We start from the raw sequence: 19,315 nt of genomic DNA, 5'->3' as shown, positions 1-19,315 counted from the left end.
GTGTACGTGAAGTTCGGAGACCGGTGCCGCCTCCGACCCGTGACCGGTTGCTGCCACGCGGCAAGGGCAGCCCGCCGTCTCGCGCCCTCGGCCTCCTCCTCACCGGGCTCACGGTCGCTCTCGCGGTCGGTTTCCTGCAGGTCCGCGGGGACGCCGCGATCGCGCCGGCACCCGGCACGCTCGCCGCGGCCGGCGCATCCGTCCTGCCGGCCGTGCTGGCCGGCCTCCTCGCCCGTGCCGCGGCCCGGAGAGGCCTCACCCACCGGCTGCCGGGGGCGCCCGCCCTGCGGGCCGCCCTCGGACTCGTCCTGCTGGCCGTCACCGTCGTGGTGACCACCGTCGTGCTGTCCCTCCTCGGCGGCCTCCTCGCCGACGGTGGCCACCAGCACGCCGCCCCCGGGGGGCACCCCGAGATGGCCCAAATGGGGGTGCTCGAGCACGCCCTGCACGTCGGGGCCGGCGTCACCCCTCCCGTGGTGGCCGTCGTCGCAGCGATGGGGGCGGTCGCCGTCACCGTCCGGGCCCTGGCGGACACCACCCGGCGCGTGCGGACCGTCGGTGCGGGGGCGGTGGGCCGCCTGTCGGTCGGGTGGGCGGCCGCCGTCTCGATGCTCGCCGGGGGCATGCTCGTCACGCTCCCCGCGACGCCCGGGTCCGCGGCCATCGTGCCTGCGGCGCCCGCCTGCACGGCGGAGACCGCCGTGCGCTCCTACGACGTGGCCGCGGTGCGGGCCTTCATCCCCTTCAGCCGGTGGGGCAACGACACCGGCGATGCCGCCGTCGACCCCGTCACCGGCACGCAGCAGCTGACCGACGGCGACCCTGACGGGATGCTCTTCGCCCTGGAGCAGGACGTGGCGGCCGTGCAGCACTGGCACGTCCCCCTCGCCGGGGACCCGGCCGACGACCCGGCAGGGAACCGGCGGCTCCGCCCCCGGCCGCTCGTGCTGCGGGCCAACGTGGGCGAGTGCCTGGAGATCACGCTGCGCAACGGTCTGCTGGACACCCCGGAGGGCGACATGCCGCCGTGGCTGCCCCAGGTCGACCCGCACGTCTCGCTCCAGGCCTTCGGCGTCTCGTACAACCCCCAGACCAGCGAGGGCAGCAGCCTGGGCTACAACGCGGACAGCACCGTCGCCCCCGGCCAGACGCACACCTACTACTGGGTGGCGCCACAGACCACGGGCCTCTACCTCTTCCGCGACCAGGCCATGCCGGGCGGGGCGGACAGCGACGGCGGTGGCGCCGAGCACGGCCTCTACGGGGGGCTCGCCGTCCAGCCGGCGGGGGCCCGGTGGTTCGACCCGGTGAGCGGGGCCGAGCTTTCCTCCACCGTCCCCGACCAGCAGTACGCCTCCGTCGCCCGGCGGAACGGCGACCTCTACGTCGACGCCGTGGTCACGGTGCCGAGCGAGGGCACCTTCCTGCGCTTCCGGGAGAGCGTGCTGGTCAGCCAGGACCTCATCCCGATGAGAGCACCCGCGCCTGACGCGGAGCCGCTGTTCGAGCGGTTCAGCATCAACTACGGCTCCGAGCCGGAGTACAAGCGCATCCAGTGGAACCGGGAGGGCGACCCGTGGTGCGAGGAGTGCGTCTCGGAGGAGACCGTCCTGTCCTCCTGGGTCTACGGCGACCCGGGCATGGTCAAGCTCGCCTCGGGCACGGGCCCGTGGCTGCCGACCGAGCCGGACTGGGCGGGGACCGACCCGGCGACCGTCCCCGGTGGCCTGCCGGCCGAGAACGTGGAGGGCTGCGGCCTGACCCTGGCGACCGACGACGACGCCCCGCTGTCCTGCTACGTCGCCAACGTCACGCGCGCCTACCAGGGCGACCCGATCAAGCTGCGGTTCGGCCAGGCCGGCGTCTACGAGACCCACGTGTTCCACCTGCACGCCCACACCTGGCCGGCGGAGCCGGACGAGCTGGGTCCGGCGTGGAGCATCCCGCCGCGCCCGACCCCCACGGCCCAGCCGCGCGCGACCACGATCGACTCGCAGACCTACTCCCCCTGGACCGCGTTCACCGCCGACCTCAACTACGGTGCGGGCGGCCGCGTCGGCACCGTCGGCGACTCCATCTACCACTGCCACCTCTACACCCACTTCTCGTGGGGCTTCTGGGCCCTCATGCGGGTCCACGACACCTACGAGGACGGCGCCCGGGCGCTGCCCGACGGCACCCGGGTCAACCGGTGGCTGGCCCTGAACGAGATCTCCCCGGACCAGCCCACCCACCCGCGCGTGCCCCCGGCCAAGAACGCCCCCACCCTGGAGAACCCCGGCTACCCGCGCTTCATCCCGGGTGAGTACGGCTCCCGCGCCCCCCAGCCCCCGCTCGGCGTCTGGCAGCGCGAGTTCGCCGAGGACGGCAGCGTCGTCCTCGACGCGGCGGGCGACCCCGTGGAGGTTCCCGCGGTCCGCAGCGTCGGCACCACCCCCCTGGACCCGGCGCTGCTGGAGGCGACCCAGGAGGTCGCCCTCGTCGACCCCGGGGCGGACCTCACGCTGTCCTTCGCAGGTATGGAGTCGCCCCCGCTGGCGCCGGACGCGACCGCCGCGCAGGTGCGGGCCGCGCTGGAGTCGCTCGAGTCCGTGAGGTCGGTGGCCGTCACCGGCGACGCGGGCGGACCGTGGACGGTCCAGCTCGGGCTGTGGACGGCCACCCCCGACCTGTCCGTCGGTGGCACCAACGTCACGGTCACCCCGAGCGAGGGGTTCGACCCCGCCGACGCCGCGGTGGCCCGCACGGCCCACCGGCTGGCGCTGGAGCAGCAGGTCACCCGCGCCTACCACGACCCCGCCTACGTCTTCGGCGACGAGCTGGACCCGGACGCCCAGCCGCTGCCCGGAGCCCCCGTGGTCGACCCGTGCGTGCCCGGGGCACGGGAGATCACCTACCGCGCCTCGGTGATCCAGCTGCCGCTGACCTACGTCGAGGGCGACCAGGCCAACCCGCAGGGCTGGCGCGACGTCCAGGGCCGGATCATCGTGGCCGACGCCGACGTCGATGCCGTGCTCGCGGGCGAGATCGAGCCGGAGCCCTTCTTCTTCCGGGTCAACGCCGGCGACTGCATCAACTTCGAGCTGACCAACCGCACGCCCAACTGGATCGGGGACGACGCCTACCAGGAGCTCGTGGCGACCAACATGGTCGGCTCCCACATCCACCTGGTGAACTTCGACGTCCTGGCCTCCGACGGGTCCTCCAACGGCTGGAACTACCAGCAGGCGGCCTTCACCCAGGAGCAGGCCGCCTTCACCCAGGGCGTCCTCGACGGCACGATCCCCTGCGCCGCGGGCCAGCCGTGCGTGCCGACGGCCCCCACCGGACGCGACCCCGTCCAGGAGGCGGCGGACCCGCGGGCGAGCTGGCTGTCGGAGGGACAGACCATCAAGGAGCGGTGGTACGCCGACTACGAGCTGCGCACCGCGTTCATGCACGACCACCACTTCGCCGGGACGCTGCAGAACCGCGGGCTGTTCTCGGCGCTCGTCGTCGAGGGGCAGGGCTACGACAGCCGCGACCCCTTCACCGGTGAGTTCCACCAGCCGGTGAACACGGCCGGTCGCGGGGTGCCGGTCTGCGAGACGTCCTGCCTCGGCACCGCCCACGGCTCGGTGATGGACCTGATCGGCCCGGCGGGCCAGGACGACTTCCGCGAGTTCGGCGTCGCGATCGCCGACTTCATCCCCGTCTTCCAGCGCTCGGCGACCCACGCCGACATCCTCGACCGCGCCAACGCCGTCGAACCGCCCCTGGTCCCGCTGGAGGCCGCGCGCAACGACCAGGGCGGGATGGGCATCAACTACCGCAGCGCCCCGATGCTCCTGCGCCAGTTCGCCGGTCCCGGCGTGGGTCCGGTCACCGACCCACAGGCCCCGCCGCCGACGCGGGCGGCGCTGGGGGCGGCCGGCTGGGTCGACCCTGCCTACACCTTCAGCTCACGGATCTGGGGCGACCCGGACACCCCGGTCCTCATGGCCAACCGCGGGGACAACGTGCGCTACCGCCTGATCCAGGGTTCGCACGAGGAGATGCACAACTTCAGCGTGCACGGGGTGCGGTGGCGCCGGGACGCGCTCGACCCCGCCTCCCCCTACATCAACGCCCGGCACATCGGCGTCTCCGAGGCGTTCAACATCGACGCCGTCGGCGTGGACTGCGGGCTGGGCGGCGACGTGGTCTGCCCGACCCCGCCGCTGGGCAGCCAGCCCCGCGTCTCGGACTTCCTCTACGGCGGGACCGGGGTGGAGGACATGTGGCTGGGCGCCTGGGGCGTCATGCGGGTCTTCGACCAGACCACCGACAACCCGCTCGTTCCGCTGCCCGACAACCCGGTCGGCCTGATGACGGGATACCCGCTGCCCGCGCCCAACCCGCAGGCGAACATCCCCCGGGCGCAGCAGCCGCTGCCGGCGGCGTGTCCGACGGGCGCCCCGCAGAAGTACTTCCAGGTCTCGGCCATCGACACCGAGATCGTCTACAACCGCTACGGCGACAACGACCCCTACGGCCTGGCCTATGTCCTCTCCGCGGACGTCGCGGCGGTCCGGGCCGGGGAGAAGGAGCTGGAGCCGCTCGTCCTGCGGGCCAACGAGGGCGACTGCGTCATCGTCAGCCTGACCAACGCGGTGGACTGGGACCGCTTCGACGAGCACGGGCTGCGGGGCACCCTGGACGGCGACGCCGCGATCGCGCTCGAACCGGAGTTCCCGGTCCCGCCCGACGAGGACGGTGCCGGCGTGTTCGCGCCCGGCGTGCCCTGGTATGCAGGGACCCGGGTCTCCCTGCACCCCTCCCTCGTGCGCTACGACGTGCGCACGAGCGACGGGACCACGGTGGGGTACAACTTCGACCAGACCGCCGGGCCGGGCGACACCGTGCAGTACGTCTGGTACGCCGACCAGGTGACCTACCAGGACCCCGCGCGCGAGCCGGCGCTCACCGACGGTGAGCTCGGCGCGCTGCCGCTCACCGAGTTCGGGGACGTTCGCGGGCACCGGCACCACGGGTTGCTGGCGGGGCTCGTCGTCGGTCCGCCCGACGCCGTCTACCGCGACCCGATGACGGGGGAGCGGGTGACCTCCGGCACCCAGGTGGACGTCCTGCCGGGACGCGTCGGTGCGGACTACCGCGACGCCGTCCTCGTCCATCACAACGGGCTCAACCTGCGCTCGGCGGACGGGACGATCCTCCACGACCCCATCCCCGACGACTGGCCCGACGCCGGCGAGCGGGCGATCAGCTATCGCAACGCCCCCTTCCACCACCGGTTGGGTCTGCCCGGCCCGATCACGGACGTGACCGCCGACCCACCCCGCGACCCGGACGGTGCACCCTTCACCGACCCCGGTTTCGGCGAACGGCTGGCCAACGTCTTCAGCACGACCTATCCGGTCGACGGGGCGCCGATCGGCGACCCGGACACGCCGATCATCCGGGCCCACCAGGGTGACCCCCTGCGGGTCCACGTCCTGCACTCCGCCGACCGGGCCCGGACCGTGGCCTACTCGCTCGGCGGGCACAGCTGGCTCGAGCACGCCTTCGACGCGGACTCGGTCCGCCAGGGCGTCGCCGGGTCGCTGGCGACCGGCAGCTCCGCGACGATGCACGTGGAGGCGGCCGGCGGGCAGCTGCAGTCGGTCGGCGACTTCCGCTACGGCGTCGCCAACGGGACGATGGGGCTGTCCTCGGGCAGCTGGGGGTTGCTGCGGGTGCACCAGCAGCCCGCCCCCGGGACCGAGCGCTTCCCGGTGCCCCTCGAGCAGTGCCCCAGCCCCTACATGAACTGCTCCCCGCTGCGGGTGATCAACGAGGCCTCCACGCCGGTGCCCGGCGCGCCGGTCCTGGAGCTCGCCGCCGAGCCGCTCGTGGTGACCGCGCTCCCCGGCGAGGTCACCGTGACCGCGGCCCTGTCCGTCGACGGCCGACCGCTGGGGTCGGGCCACCAGGTCAGCCTCACCGTCCCCGAGCCCAACGTCTTCAGCACGACCGTGACGACCGGCCGGGACGGGACCGTGGAGGTCACGGTGCCGGTGACCGCATACCCCTCCCGGGGCGTGCTGGAGGTCTCGGCGACGACCACGGTGACGAGGACCGACCCCTACGGGGGGACCGAGAGCTATCCGCTGGCCGGCGTCGTGCAGGTCCTCGTGCTGGACGCCGACGACACTGCTGGTCCGACCGTGACCGCGGTCGAACCCCCGGACGGCTCCGGGGACGTCCCCCGCAACGGCACGGTGACGGTGACCTTCTCCGAACGCATCGATCCCCAGGGCCTCGCCGACCGGGTGCGCCTCGTCGACGTCGCCACCGGGGAGCCGGTGCCCGCCACGGTCACCGAGGACCACAGCCTCGACGTCGCGGTCTCCACCGTCACCCTCGACCCGGACGACCGGCTGGGACGCTCGAGCGACTACCGCGTCGAGGTCGACGCGACGGTCACCGACCTTCGCGGCAATGCGGCCGGCGCACCGTTCACCAGTGCGTTCACGACCGCCAGCGCGGTGGTCGACCGGATCTCGGGGCCGGACCGGTTCAGCACCGCCGCGGCGGTCAGCGCCTCCCGGTTCGCGACCGGGGTGGACACCGTCTTCGTCGCCAGCGCCGCGACCTTCCCGGACGCCCTGGCCGCGGGGCCCGCGGCGGCCCGGGCACAGGCACCCCTCCTGCTGACGTCGCCGTTCAACCTCCCGGCCCCCACCGCGGACGAGCTCACCAGGCTCGCCCCGCAGCACATCGTGGTCCTCGGCGGGCCGGTCGCGGTCGACCCGTCGGTCGTCGCGGCCCTCGAGGCCCACGTCCCCGAGATGACGGGCACGGTGACCCGGCTGGCCGGCGCCGACCGCTACGGCACCGCCGCGGCGATCAGTGCCGCGACCTTCGCACCGGGCGTGGACACCGTGGTCGTGGCCAGCGGCGCCAACTTCCCGGACGCCCTCGCCGGGAGCGCACCGGCGGCCCGGGACGGGTCACCCGTCCTGCTGACCACGCCCGGTGGCCTGCCGTCGGTGGTCGCCGACGAGCTGTCCCGCCTGCAGCCCACCCGCGTGGTGGTGCTGGGCGGTCCGGTGGCGGTCGAGGACGTCGTCCTGGGTCAGGTCGCGGACGCGGCGGGAGTGACACCAGAGCGGATCGCCGGCGACGACAGGTACTCCACGGCTGCCGCACTGAGCGCGGCCTTCTTCCCCAGGGCCGACCGGGTGTTCCTCGCCACCGGTGCCGACTTCCCGGACGCGCTGTCCGCCGGTCCGGTGGCCGGGCTCGACGGGGTCCCCATCCTGCTGACGAACCCGACCGCCGTGCCGCAGGCGGTGCAGGACGAGCTGGTCCGGCTGGACCCGCTCCGGGTGACCGTCCTGGGCGGACCCGTGGCCGTCGCCCAGGCCGTCGAGGACGCCGTCCGGGTGCTGCTCGAATGACCACCGCCCCGGACCGGCTGCGGACCGCGACCGACACCGAGGCGCCGGCTCCCCGACCGTTGCGACGCAGCCAGGCCTGGGGGCTGGTGCTCCTCGGTGTCGTGCTGCTGCTCGGGCTCACGGTCTGGGGCCAGGTGGCTGCGGACGGTCGGGCCCTGGTCGGCAGCGAGGTCGAGCACGACGGCGGACGACTGGTCGTCACCGGCGCCTGGACGATCCAGGACCCGATGATGCTCATGCACCCCGACGACGCCGACCGGTTCGAGAGACTGGGGATGCAGATGGGCTCGGCGATGATCTCCGACGCCGTGCCCGAGGGATCCAAGCGGGTGGCCGTGGAGATGGTCGTCTCCGCCGGGGAGGAGGGCACCGAGTTCCCGGCCAGCGACGTCACGCTGACCGTCGACGGGCAGGAGCACTCCCCCTACCTCGCCCTGCTCGGCGACGAGTCGCTGACGCCCGGGGCCATGATCAACGGGGTCGTGGTCTTCGAGGTGCCCGGCGGGACCGGCCCGGCACAGTTCCGGCTCGGTCCCGGCACCGAGCCGGTGCACGTCGACGTCTCCGGCGGGCCCGGTGGCGGCGGCGAACCTCACGAGACGGACCACTGAGGGACCCCGTCCGTGCCAGTGACCAGGTCGTCGTCCGGGGTGGTCCTGCTCCGCCGGCTGCTCGCCCTCGTGGCCCTGCTGCTCCCCCTGCTCCTCACCGCCTCCCCGGCCCGGGCGCACACGTCGCTGGTCTCGACCGACCCGGTGGCCGACTCGGTCCACGACGTCGCACCGGAGAGCGTCACGCTGCGGTTCAGCGCGCCCGTGGACGTCGAGCTGGGGGGCCTGCGCGTCGTCGGTCCCGACGGGGAGCGCGTCGACGACGACACGACGACGCGGGACGGCGGGTCGACCGTCACCGCGCAGGTGGACGCCGAGGACCCGGGCACCTACTCGGTGTCCTGGTCGGTCGTCTCGACCGACTCGCACGTGATCTCCGGCAGCTTCGTCTTCCAGGTGCAGGAGGGCTCGGACGACGCCGCCACCCCTGACAGCTCGACCACTCCCGCTGCGACCTCGTCTCCCCCCACCACCACGGCCAGCCCCGTCGCCCCGACCCCGACCTCGACCCCGACCGACCCCGTCAGCCCCACCCCCTCGCCCACCATCCCGGCTCCACCGGCCGACGCGGCCCCACCGGCCGACCCCGGCTCCGGCGACTCCTCGGCGGCGGGGTCGACGTCCGCCTTCGCGACCTCCACGACCGTGGCCGCCGTCCGGTGGGTGTCCCGGTGGGTCCTGCTGGCCGGCAGCACGGTGCTGGGCGGGCTGGTGCTCTTCCGGTCCTTCGTCGCCCCGACCGCGACCCTGCGGAGCACCCGGGCCGCCCAGGTCGCCACCGGCGCGGCGGCAGCGATCCTGCTGGGGTCGCTCGGCCGACTGCTGTCCCACGTCGCCGAGGCCTCCGGGCGTTCCCTGCTGGAGGCCCTCCCCCTGCTGGACGACGCCGTGCTGGGCACCGCGGCCGGTCTGCACGACGCGGTCCGGATCCTGGCCGGGCTCGCCGCCCTCGGCGCTGCCCTGCTGTGGCGCCGGACCAGCCCGGTGGTGGGGATCGTCGCCAGCGCGGCGGTGCTCGTCGTCATGGTGTCGCTCGCGCTCAGCGGCCACCCCTCGACCGCGGCCGTACCCTTTCTCGCCGTCACCTCCGACGTCGCGCACCACGCGGCGGCCGCGGCCTGGATCGGCGGTCTGGCCGCCCTCGGCCTCGTCCTGTCCCCGACGAGCGGCGGCGCCGACGAGGAGACCGCCGGGGCCGTCCGCCGGTTCTCCACCCTGGCACTGGGGTCGGTCGTGGTCGTCGCCGTCACGGGTGTCGCCTCGGCCGCCCAGCAGAGTGGGATGAGCCCCGGGACGCTCCTGACGACGCGCTACGGGGCCACCCTCATCGTCAAGCTCGTCCTCGTCGCGATCCTGCTCGGCCTGGGCTGGTGGCAGCGGACCCGGTTGGTCGCTGCCGTCACCACGTCGGCCGGCGTCTTCCGGACGGCACGGCTGGAGCTGGTGGTCGTGGCCCTGGTCCTGGGGACGACCGCGATGCTGGTCAACACCCCACCGGCGCGCGAGGCCCTGCAGCCCCGGTCGTTCGCCAGCACCGTGGACGACGGTGCCGGCGCGGTGGACGTCATCCTCACCCCCGCCCGGGCGGGCGGCAACGCGCTCCACCTGACCTTCTACGACCAGGTCGGCTCCCCCCGGGCCGTCGACGTGGCCACGGCGACGGTCGCCCGGGCCGGCCTGCCCCCGCGCGAGGTCGTCCTGCAGTCGTTGTCCGGCAGCTACTGGGTCGCGCCCGAGGTGAGCCTCCCCGCGCCCGGCACCTGGACGGTGCAGGTGACGTCCCTGGGCCGGTCCCTGGAGGGCAGGTTCACCGTGGACGTGGTGGTCGCCGAGCCGGTCGGCTGAAGGACGGCACCGGGAGCCGCCCCCACCTCGGGTCGGCGCGGACCCACGTCACCCCACCGGCCCCACGTCACGTCACCCGCCGCGCCTCAGCGCGAGGGCGTCCCGCACGACCCCGCGGTGAGCACCCGCTGGGCGAGGCCCACGACCACGAGCGCGACGGCATACCCCTGGGCGGTTCCGGCGGCCCCCTGGGCCAGCTGCGAGACGCCGAGGAGCGGCAGGCAGAACCCGGCGACCCCGCACACGCCGCCGAACGCCTGCCCCAGCGACTGGCCGGGGGCGGGTAGGTAGGTCGCCAGCGCGAGGCCGGTGCCCACGCTCACGAGCGCCACCACCCACCACGAGGCGCCGGGGGCGACCAGGACGCCGAGCGCGACGAGGAGAACGACGGCGATCACGGCCGCGCCCGCGAGCCGGTGGCCGGCCCAGGTGCCGCGCAGCAGGTCCAGCATCGTGGCCTGCGACGCGATGACGGGCGTCGCGGGGCTCTGCGTCAGCACGCGGATGCGCTCGAGCGCAGCCTCGTCCTGCGGGCTCGGCCGGGTGGGGGTGGTCATGCCGGGTCCTTCCGTCGGGTGCGGACGATCATACCCCAGGGGGTATGACGTCGCGCAGGCCGGCGGCTTCCCGGGCACCTCCGGCGGCTGGTCCCTTCCGCCGCCCCACCCCCGACGCCAGCAGGACGCCGCCGATCACGAGTGCACCGCCGACCAGCTGGACGAGCGTCGGGGGCCGGCCGAGCAGCGCGGCGATGACCACGGTGAAGACGGTGACGAGGTTCATCGAGGTGCCGGCGACGCCGGGCGGGACGCGTCCGATGGCCAGGTTCCAGCACAGGTAGGAACCGATCGACGGGAACACCACGATGAACAGGACCGCTCCCCACGCCCCGCGGTCCGGCGGCACGGTCAACCCGGTGAGCAGCACGACCGGTGTCAGGAGGATCGCCGTCAGCACGACCTGCACGGCCGTCGCCGCCAGCACCGGCAGCCCGAGCCGTCGCCCGATCAGCGTGTAGGCCGTCCACACCGTGACCGCGCCGAGCATGAGCACGTCGCCGCCGTTGAAGGACAGCGTGAGCAGCCGCCCGACCTCGCCCCGGGTGAGCACGAGCAGGACGCCCGCGAGCCCAGCCGCCACCCCGACCCAGGTCCGCCGTCCGGCGCTCGCCTGGCCGAGCAGGACGGCCGCGACGACGATCGCCGCCGGGTTGAGCGCGTTGACGATCGAGGCGTTGACCGCGCTCGTCCGCTCCAGCGCGGCGTAGAGCAGCAGGCCGTAGCCCCCCACGCCGAGGACGCCGGCCAGCAGCAGGACCCGCCACCGGGCCAGCACCCGCCGCCAGTCCGGCCGTTCGACCAGCTGGGCCAGGACGACGAGCGGCACCGCCGCCATCGTCCACCGCCACCACGTCAGCGACAGGGGGTCGAGGGTGGCGACCACCCGCTCGCCGACGAGGTAGTTGCCCGCCCAGAACAGCGTCGCAAGGACGAGCAGGAGGAGGGCGGGCACCTCCCGAGGCTAGCGAGCGGGGTATGCGGTGCAGCTCACCCCTCGCGCATCGGCACCCGCACGCCACGCTCGTGCGCGACCTGCTCGGCCACCGCATACCCCGCGTCCACGTGCCGGATGACACCCGTGCCGGGGTCGTTGGTGAGGACCCGCTCCAGCTTCTGCCGGGCCAGGTCGGTCCCGTCGGCGAGACAGACCTGACCGGCGTGCATCGAGCGACCGATGCCGACGCCACCGCCGTGGTGCAGCGAGACCCAGCTGGCGCCGGACGCGGTGTTGAGCAGGGCGTTGAGCAGCGGCCAGTCGGCGATCGCGTCCGACCCGTCGGCCATCGCCTCGGTCTCGCGGTAGGGGCTGGCCACCGACCCGGCGTCCAGGTGGTCGCGGCCGATGACGATGGGCGCGGAGACCTCGCCCGCGGCGACCATCTCGTTGAAGCGCACGCCGGCCTTGTCGCGCTCGCCGTAACCCAGCCAGCAGATCCGGGCCGGCAGCCCCTCGAAGGCGACCCGCTCACGGGCACCCCGGATCCACCGCTGCAGGTGGTCGTTGTCGGGGAAGAGGTCCATGACGGCCCGGTCGGTGGCGTAGATGTCCTTCTCGTCGCCCGACAGGGCCACCCAGCGGAACGGACCCTTGCCCTCGCAGAACAGCGGTCGGATGTAGGCAGGGACGAACCCGGGGAAGTCGAAGGCACGGTCGTAGCCGCCCTGGCGCGCCTCGTCGCGGATCGAGTTGCCGTAGTCGAAGACCTCGGCGCCGCCGTCCAGGAAGCCGACCATCGCCTCCACGTGCCTGGCCATCGATGCCTGCGCGCGCTCGGTGAACTCCTCGGGCTTCTTCTCGGCGTACTCCGCCCAGTCGGTCAGGTCGATGCCCTCCGGCAGGTAGGACAGCGGGTCGTGCGCGGAGGTCTGGTCGGTGACGATGTCGATCTCGACGCCGCGGCGCAGCAGCTCCGGGAAGACCTCGGCCGCGTTGCCGACGACGCCGACCGAGACGGCCTCCTGGGTGGCCCTGGCGGCGAGCACCCGCTCGACCGCGGAGTCGAGGTCGTCGGCCACCTCGTCGAGGTAGCGGCTCCTGACCCGGCGGCGGAGCCGCGCCTCGTCGACGTCGACGATGAGGCAGGTGCCGCCGTTGAGCGTGACGGCCAGGGGCTGCGCGCCCCCCATGCCGCCGCAGCCTCCGGTCAGGGTCAGCGTCCCGGCCAGGGTGCCGCCGAACCGCTTGGCCGCCACCGCCGCGAAGGTCTCGTAGGTGCCTTGCAGGATGCCCTGGGTGCCGATGTAGATCCAGGAGCCGGCCGTCATCTGGCCGTACATCGTCAGGCCGAGGTGCTCCAGCCGCCGGAACTCCGGCCAGTTGGCCCAGTCGGGCACGAGGTTGGAGTTGGCGATGAGCACCCGCGGCGCCCACTCGTGGGTCTGGAAGACGCCGACCGGTCGACCCGACTGGACGAGCATCGTCTCGTCCTCGCGCAGGTCGGTCAGCGTCCGGACCATGGCGTCGAAGCTCCTCCAGTCGCGGGCGGCGCGACCGGTGCCGCCGTAGACGACGAGGTCGTCGGGCCGCTCGGCCACCTCGGGGTCGAGGTTGTTCATCAGCATGCGCAGAGGGGCCTCGGTGGCCCAGCTGCGGGCGGTGAGCTGGGTGCCGCGGGCGGCACGAACGGGGCGGGCGCCGTCCATGGTGGTCTCCTTCGACTCGGGCTGGGCTGCGGGGCTTCGGGGCGTCGGTGGCCGGGGGGCTGTGGGGCGGTCGTGGCAGTGGGGCTTCGGGGGTGTGGGGCTGTGGGCGTCGTGAGCGACCTAGCTCTCCCCCATCAGACCGCCAGGGTCGTCACGTGCGCTACGGCTGCCGCGGCCTGCATGTCTCAGATCTCGGACGAGCGGCCACCTTCTGACGGCTCTGCACGACTGGCCGACGACCTGTGGCCCCTGTCGGGGCCATGACTCACTGCACACTTTTTCGCTGCACACCTCACGACGCAACCTCAGTGCGCAACCCACTCCACGGTCGTGCGGAGACGATCGGAGCCGATGGTCGCAGGGCATCCCGGTGAGCACGGCACGAGCGCTCCCGACCACCCGCGGCGCAGCAGGGTGCGCCCTACGTCCCCCGCCAGCTCGCACGGGGTGCGGTCCAGCTCGAGGTAGGTCATGCGCAGGGTCACCTCACCGCGCCCCGCGGCCCGACGGTCCCTGGCGCGGTCGCCGTGGAACCGTTCCCCTGCGTGCCAGAGCTGGCCGTCGATCTCTACGTTGACCCCATGGACGTCATCCTTCAGATCCGTCCTGGTGGAGTCGGGCTCCTTCGCCTGACGCCTGAAGTCAGGCAGGCCGTGAGGTCGCTGAACCCTGGTCACGAACCACACCTCGGGCAGGCTCTCCGCCCCCTCTCCTATCTGCCCGAAGGCCAGTCGCAGCTCTCTGCGCAGACGGTGCCGTCCCCGGGACTCGAGCTCCTCCAGCAGTGCGCGCTCGTCGACCGACCGCTGCTGGCAGGCTCTGGCTGCCACGGAGACGGCGTCGTCAAGGGTGCAGTGGGCGCGGTCGGCCAGGTCGATCACGGTCTGTGCCAGCCGCGTCGTGGGGAACCCGTCGACCTTCACGTGTCGCAGCCGCGTGCGCTGGACCACCCGGACGCCCCGGACCGGTCGAGGATGACGCCCGGCGGGCACGCCGATCGCGATGATCGCCGGCTCGACCCTCTCCAGCCGCCACAGGAGCGCGGCCGCCTCGAGGATCAGCACGCTCCCCGTCCCGCACCTCAGCAGGCCGGCCCACGCCCGCGCCCGCCACGTCAGCGCCCCGGTGTTCGTGAGGTAGACGCCTGCGTGGATCGTCTGCCAGTCACCACTCTCGACGCGCCACCGCACCTGCTTGGCGGTCAACCCAGTGGCCATCGCCTGCGCACGACTGACCACCCCGTGCTGACGCCGAGCCACCGATGAGACATCCACCTTCGTCATCCTGGACGATCGGTCCGACACCGCGCCGATGCTGTCCACAGCCCGTGAGGATGCGACGGCTCGCGAGACCCCGTCATCGCCCGGCCGGAGGACGTCCAGCCACGCTCTCGCGGACTCAAGCCAGTGACTTCGCGCCCCCCCGGGGGCCACACGTCGCTGCCTTGTCGATGCTACGGACGGCCTTGGCCGGGGGACGGGTAGTGGTGGCGGTATGCCGGGTGATGACGACGAGCTACCTCAGCGGCCCGGTCACACCCTCAGCGGCCGACCGGACGCGGCCGTCGAGCACCAGCTCGACGACGGCCTCGATCTCGGGCGAGAGGTGGCGGTCGGGTCCGGGGCCCTGGACACCGGCTCCGCGCAGCAGGGCGACGACCGCCGCGGTGGCCGGCGCCGGCGTCAGCGGTGCGCGCAGGTCCAGGGCGCGCGCCGCGGTCAGCACCTCGACGGCCAGCACGCGCGCCAGCCCGTCGATGCTGCGGCGCAGCTTGCGCGCGGCGCCCCAGCCCATCGACACGTGGTCCTCCTGCATCGCCGAGGACGGTATGGAGTCGACGCTCGCGGGGGCGGCCAGCCGCTTCAGCTCCGAGACGATCGCGGCCTGGGTGTACTGCGCGATCATGTGCCCGCTGTCGGTGCCGGGGTCGTCGGCCAGGAACGGCGGCAGGCCGTGGTTGCGGGCCACGTCGAGGAAGCGGTCGGTGCGACGCTCGGCGATGCTCGCCACGTCGGCCGTGACGATCGCCAGGAAGTCGAGGACGTGCGCGACCGGCGCACCGTGGAAGTTCCCGTTGGACTCCACCCGCCCGTCGAGCGTGACGACGGGGTTGTCCACGGCGGCCGCGAGCTCGCGGTCCGCCACCAGCCGGGCGTGGTCGCAGGTGTCGCGCGCCGAGCCGTGGACCTGCGGCGAGCAGCGCAGGGAGTAGGCGTCCTGCACGCGGGTGCAGGCGTCGGTGCGGTGGCTCTCGCGGATCTCGCTGGCGCGCAGGAGCGCCCGCAGGTTCTCCGCCGAGGCGGCCTGACCAGGGTGCGGGCGCAGGGCCTGCAGGTCCGCGGCGAAGACGTCGTCGGTGCCGAGCTGGCCCTCGACGCTCATCGCGGCCGACACGTCGGCGGTCGCCAGCAGCGTCGCCAGGTCGTGCAGGCCGAGCACCAGCATGCCGAGCATGCCGTCGGTGCCGTTGATGAGCGCCAGCCCCTCCTTCTCCGCCAGCTGCACCGGGCTGATCCCGGCCGCAGCCAGCGCCTCCCCCGCCGGGACCCGCTCACCCGGCGCGGAGGCGGGGCCGACGCGCACCATACCCTCGCCCGTCACGGCCAGCGCGCAGTGCGCCAGGGGGGCGAGGTCGCCGGAGCAGCCCAGCGAACCGTACTCGTGGACGACCGGCGTGATGCCCGCGTTGAGCAGGTCGGCGTAGGCCTGCGCCGTCCCGACCCGGACCCCGGTGCGCCCGGTCGCGAGGGTCGACAGGCGGAGCAGCATGGTGGCGCGCACGACCTCCCGCTCGACCTCCGGGCCGGAGCCGGCGGCGTGGCTGCGGACCAGGCTGCGCTGCAGCTGGGCGCGCTTCTGCGGCGGGATGCTCGTGCTGGCCAGGGCGCCGAAACCGGTGGAGATGCCGTAGTGCGGCTCGGTGTCGCCGGCGAGGTCCTCGATGATGAGGCGGGTCGCGGCGATGCCCTCGAGGGCCGCGTCGGAGAGCACCACGCGCGCGTCGTGACGGACGACGGCCACCACCTCGTCGTGGGTCAGCGGACCGACGTCGACGGTGACCGTGCTGGGCAGCTCAGGGCGCGCGAGACGACTCATGCGTGCCATCACACCCGCTGAGGCCCTGCTGCGGCCACGCCCACGCCGGCCAACCGTCTCGGATGCCAGACGGCCTCGGCGGGCCGCTCCCCGCGCCGCCGCTCCTCAGACCCCAGACGGCCTCAGCCCTCAGCCCAGGCCGTTGCGCTTCGCGGCCCGCCGGGCACTCGCCGGCACCACCACCACGAAGCGTTCGAGCACGACGAGCGTGTCGTCGGTGACCTCCTGGCCGGGCGGTGCGGTGCTGGCGAAGATCGCCCGGTGGACCGCACGCCACTCGTCCAGGGACCCCTCCCCCTCGCGCCGGGCGTGCTCCTCGTCGACCTCCCCGAAGCGCACGACCTGCACACGCGTGGTGCGGATCAGCGCGCGTGGCACCCCCGCGCCGTCGAGGACGATCGACAGACCCCCGGGCCGGGGCAGGTCGACGGCGATCTCGGCCCGGACCAGCAGGTCCCCCTCGGCGCTCCGGCCCGCACCGGGGGCGCCGCGCAGCGCGTCCTCTGCGTACTCCCAGCGGGCACTGGCCGTCGCCGTCTTGCGTCCTTCCAGGACGAGGGCGAGCAGCCGGTCGGCCACCTCGGCGGTGTCCCCGAAGGACCACGCCGGCGGCGGCAGGGTGTCGGACGCGGTGGACCCGAGGTAGGCGCTCGCCGGGTTGAGGCCCCCGCGGATGCGTGCGTCCGTCCAGAAGTCGCGGATCTCGCGGTCGTCGTCCATGCCCCCACGGTATGCCGCACGCGAGCGCCATACTGAGGCCCGTGGCGAACGCACCCGCAGCCGCGCACGCCCTCGACGTGCTCACCTTCCTGGCCGGCCGCGCCGGGCCGCTCCCCGCGGCGACGATCGCCAGGAGCCTGGGTTTGCCGCGCTCCACGACCTACCACCTGCTCGGCGTGCTCGTCGAGCGCGGTTTCGTCGTGCACCTGCCCGAGGAACGGCGCTACGGGCTGGGCGTCGCGGCGTTCGAGCTCGGGTCGGCATACACCCGCCAGGCGCCGCTCGAACGTCTCGCCCGCCCCCGCCTGACCCGTCTCGCCGACCAGACGCGCCACAACGGGCACCTGGCCGTGCTGCACGGCCGCGACGTCCTCTACGTCATCGAGGAGCGGGTGGCCGGCCGTCCCTCGCTCGTCACCAGCGTCGGCGTGCGCCTGCCCGCGACGCTCACCGCCACCGGCCTGGCCATCCTCTCCGCCCTGCCCGCCGCCCAGGTGCGCGCGCTCTTCCCCTCCCCCGACGTCTTCGTGCAGCGGCACGGGCTGGGCCCGACCTCGCTGAGCAGCCTGCGCTCGGTCCTCACCACGACCAGGACCAGGGGGTATGCCGTGGAGGACGGGCTCGTCACGCCCGGTCTCGCGTCGGTCGCCGCGCCGGTGCTGGACCACTCCGGGCACCCGGTGGCCGGGGTGGCCGTCACCTTCCCGTCGGAGGACGACGCCCACGTCGAGCAGACGGTCCAGCACGTGCTGGCCTGCGCCGCGGAGCTGTCGACGCGGCTGGGTCACCGGGGGACGGTCTGATCCGTCGGCTACGGTCACGGGCATGAGCCAGATGCAGGCAGTGACGATCACCGGGGCCGGCGGTCCTGAGGTCCTGGTCCTCTCGACCGTGGCGGCTCCCGAGCCGCGCGAGGGCGAGGTGGTGGTCGAGGTCGTCGCGGCCGGCGTCAACCGGGCGGACGTGCAGCAGCGCAAGGGCCTCTACCCGCCGCCGAAGGGCGGGTCGGAGCTCCCGGGCCTGGAGGTCAGCGGACGGGTCGCCGCCCTCGGCCCGGGCACCGAGGACTCCGGCTGGGCCCTCGGCGACGAGGTGTGCGCCCTCCTCTCCGGCGGCGGGTATGCCGAGTCCGTCGCCGTCCCCGTCGGGCAGCTCCTCCCGGTCCCCCACGGGGTGCGGCTCGCGGACGCGGCGGCGCTGCCCGAGGTGGCGTGCACGGTGTGGAGCAACCTGGTGACCGAGGCCGGCCTGCGGGAAGGCGAGACCGTGCTGGTGCACGGCGGGTCCAGCGGGATCGGGACGATGGCGATCCAGGTGGCCTCGGCGCTGGGCGCGCGGGTGGTGGTGACCGCGGGGTCGCAGGCGAAGCTGGACGCCTGCCGGGAACTGGGGGCCGACGTGCTGGTCAACTACCGCGAGCAGGACTTCGTGGAGGAGGTGCGCGCCGCGACCGAGGGCCGCGGTGCGGACGTCATCCTCGACGTCGTGGGCGCCACGTACCTCGGCCGCAACCTCGAGGCCCTTGCCCCCGACGGACGGCTCGTGGTGATCGGGCTGCTCGGCGGTCGGCGCGCAGAGCTGGACCTCGGCACGCTGCTCATGAAACGGGCGCGCGTCAGCGCGACGTCGCTGCGCTCCAGGTCGGTGGCGGACAAGGCGCGGATCGTGGCCGACGTGCGCGAGCACGTGTGGCCGTGGGTCGAGCAGGGTCGGGTGCGGCCCGTGATCCAGTCGCGCCACCCGCTCGCGGAGGCGGGTGAGGCGCACCGGGAGATGGAGACCTCGGGCCACGTCGGCAAGATCCTGCTGGACGTGCGCGCGGGGTAGACCCCCTCTGCGCGGTCAGTCCGCGGCGCCGAGCAGCCGGCCGGGGCGCCCGGGCTCGGCGGCCGCGCGCAGCGTCTCGAGGATCCCGCGGGTGTCGCGGTCGGCCTCCTCCTCGGACAGCTCGTGGGGGTCGACCCAGCGGGCCTTGCGCGCCTCGGTGGCCAGCTCCAGCGACGGCCGGTGGTCGAGCCGGACGTGGAAGACGACGTCGATGCCCTGGTCCACGTGGTCGACCCTCACCACCACCGGGTCGCCGGGGTCGACGTCGAGACCGATCTCCTCGGCCACCTCCCGGCGCACCGCGACGGCGGGAGCCTCGCCCCGGCCCAGCAGCCCGCCGGGCAGGCTCCACCCGCGCCGGTGCGGCTGCCACAGGAAGAGCACCTCCCCCTCGTGCTCGAGGACGCAGACCGCTCCCGCCGTGTAGGTCGGGGCGCCGACGCGCACCGCCGCCCGCCTCAGCGGTCCCGGCATCAGGCGGAAACCCACCAGCGCCGCGGTCCCCGCCTTGCGCCGCACCGTGCTCATGTCCACCGGCTCACCCAACCACAGGAGAGGCACGGACGCCGGACGGCGGGCAGGGGGCGGGTGG

At 74.1% G+C, this 19,315-nt stretch carries 12 protein-coding genes; 5 read left to right on the top strand and 7 right to left on the bottom strand.

Annotation, left to right across the window (positions count from 1 at the left end; translation table 11 throughout):
* The first annotated feature begins 23 nt into the window (after positions 1-23).
* The 3 genes from ACI3ET_RS05935 to ACI3ET_RS05925 are packed head-to-tail and all read left to right on the top strand — an operon-like array spanning position 24 to position 9,877.
* Complete coding sequence (locus ACI3ET_RS05935) at positions 24-7,421, top strand: cell wall-binding repeat-containing protein (protein WP_405032055.1); 7,398 nt, start codon at positions 24-26, stop codon at positions 7,419-7,421.
* Positions 7,418-8,032 carry a hypothetical protein gene (locus ACI3ET_RS05930; protein ID WP_405032054.1) on the top strand — a complete coding sequence of 205 codons (615 nt, stop codon included), beginning with the start codon at positions 7,418-7,420 and terminating at the stop codon, positions 8,030-8,032. Before ACI3ET_RS05935 ends, ACI3ET_RS05930 begins: the two co-directional genes overlap by 4 nt.
* A gap of 12 nt (positions 8,033-8,044) precedes the next feature.
* Entirely contained in the window at positions 8,045-9,877 is a 1,833-nt protein-coding gene (locus ACI3ET_RS05925; RefSeq protein ID WP_405032053.1) for a copper resistance CopC/CopD family protein, read from the top strand.
* 86 nt (positions 9,878-9,963) lie between these two features.
* Here ACI3ET_RS05925 and ACI3ET_RS05920 read toward each other — a convergent pair whose 3' ends face one another.
* The 6 genes from ACI3ET_RS05920 to ACI3ET_RS05895 all read right to left on the bottom strand — a co-directional run bounded on the left by ACI3ET_RS05920 (position 9,964) and on the right by ACI3ET_RS05895 (position 16,896).
* Positions 9,964-10,434, bottom strand: coding sequence for a hypothetical protein (locus ACI3ET_RS05920; RefSeq protein ID WP_405032052.1), 471 nt, complete (start codon positions 10,432-10,434; stop codon positions 9,964-9,966).
* Between the two features lie 28 nt (positions 10,435-10,462).
* Positions 10,463-11,389, bottom strand: a complete 927-nt coding sequence (locus tag ACI3ET_RS05915) for a DMT family transporter (RefSeq protein ID WP_405032051.1) — start codon at positions 11,387-11,389, stop codon at positions 10,463-10,465.
* A 35-nt stretch (positions 11,390-11,424) separates the two neighbouring features.
* Positions 11,425-13,080 carry a urocanate hydratase gene (gene hutU / locus ACI3ET_RS05910; protein ID WP_405032050.1) on the bottom strand — a complete coding sequence of 552 codons (1,656 nt, stop codon included), beginning with the start codon at positions 13,078-13,080 and terminating at the stop codon, positions 11,425-11,427.
* 305 nt (positions 13,081-13,385) lie between these two features.
* Entirely contained in the window at positions 13,386-14,363 is a 978-nt protein-coding gene (locus ACI3ET_RS05905) for a type IV toxin-antitoxin system AbiEi family antitoxin domain-containing protein (RefSeq protein ID WP_405032049.1), read from the bottom strand.
* 232 nt (positions 14,364-14,595) lie between these two features.
* Positions 14,596-16,176: a histidine ammonia-lyase gene (gene hutH, locus ACI3ET_RS05900; protein ID WP_405032048.1), complete on the bottom strand. Its 1,581-nt coding sequence runs from the start codon at positions 16,174-16,176 to the stop codon at positions 14,596-14,598.
* 129 nt (positions 16,177-16,305) lie between these two features.
* Positions 16,306-16,896: an ASCH domain-containing protein gene (locus tag ACI3ET_RS05895; RefSeq protein ID WP_405032047.1), complete on the bottom strand. Its 591-nt coding sequence runs from the start codon at positions 16,894-16,896 to the stop codon at positions 16,306-16,308.
* 41 nt (positions 16,897-16,937) lie between these two features.
* On the opposite strand from ACI3ET_RS05895, the gene ACI3ET_RS05890 reads away from it, so the two are divergent.
* Positions 16,938-17,699, top strand: coding sequence for an IclR family transcriptional regulator (locus tag ACI3ET_RS05890; RefSeq protein ID WP_405032046.1), 762 nt, complete (start codon positions 16,938-16,940; stop codon positions 17,697-17,699).
* 31 nt (positions 17,700-17,730) lie between these two features.
* Entirely contained in the window at positions 17,731-18,723 is a 993-nt protein-coding gene (locus tag ACI3ET_RS05885) for an NAD(P)H-quinone oxidoreductase (RefSeq protein WP_405032091.1), read from the top strand.
* A 15-nt stretch (positions 18,724-18,738) separates the two neighbouring features.
* On the opposite strand, the gene ACI3ET_RS05880 is transcribed toward ACI3ET_RS05885, so the two are convergent.
* On the bottom strand, positions 18,739-19,251 hold the full coding sequence (locus ACI3ET_RS05880) for an NUDIX hydrolase (protein WP_405032090.1): 513 nt from the start codon (positions 19,249-19,251) through the stop codon (positions 18,739-18,741).
* Positions 19,252-19,315 lie beyond the last annotated feature (64 nt).

Origin of the sequence: Ornithinimicrobium jinqii (genome assembly GCF_045032595.1) — a bacterium.
Taxonomy (GTDB): Bacteria; Actinomycetota; Actinomycetes; order Actinomycetales; family Dermatophilaceae; genus Ornithinicoccus.
This window is presented reverse-complemented; position numbering and strand designations above follow the sequence as displayed.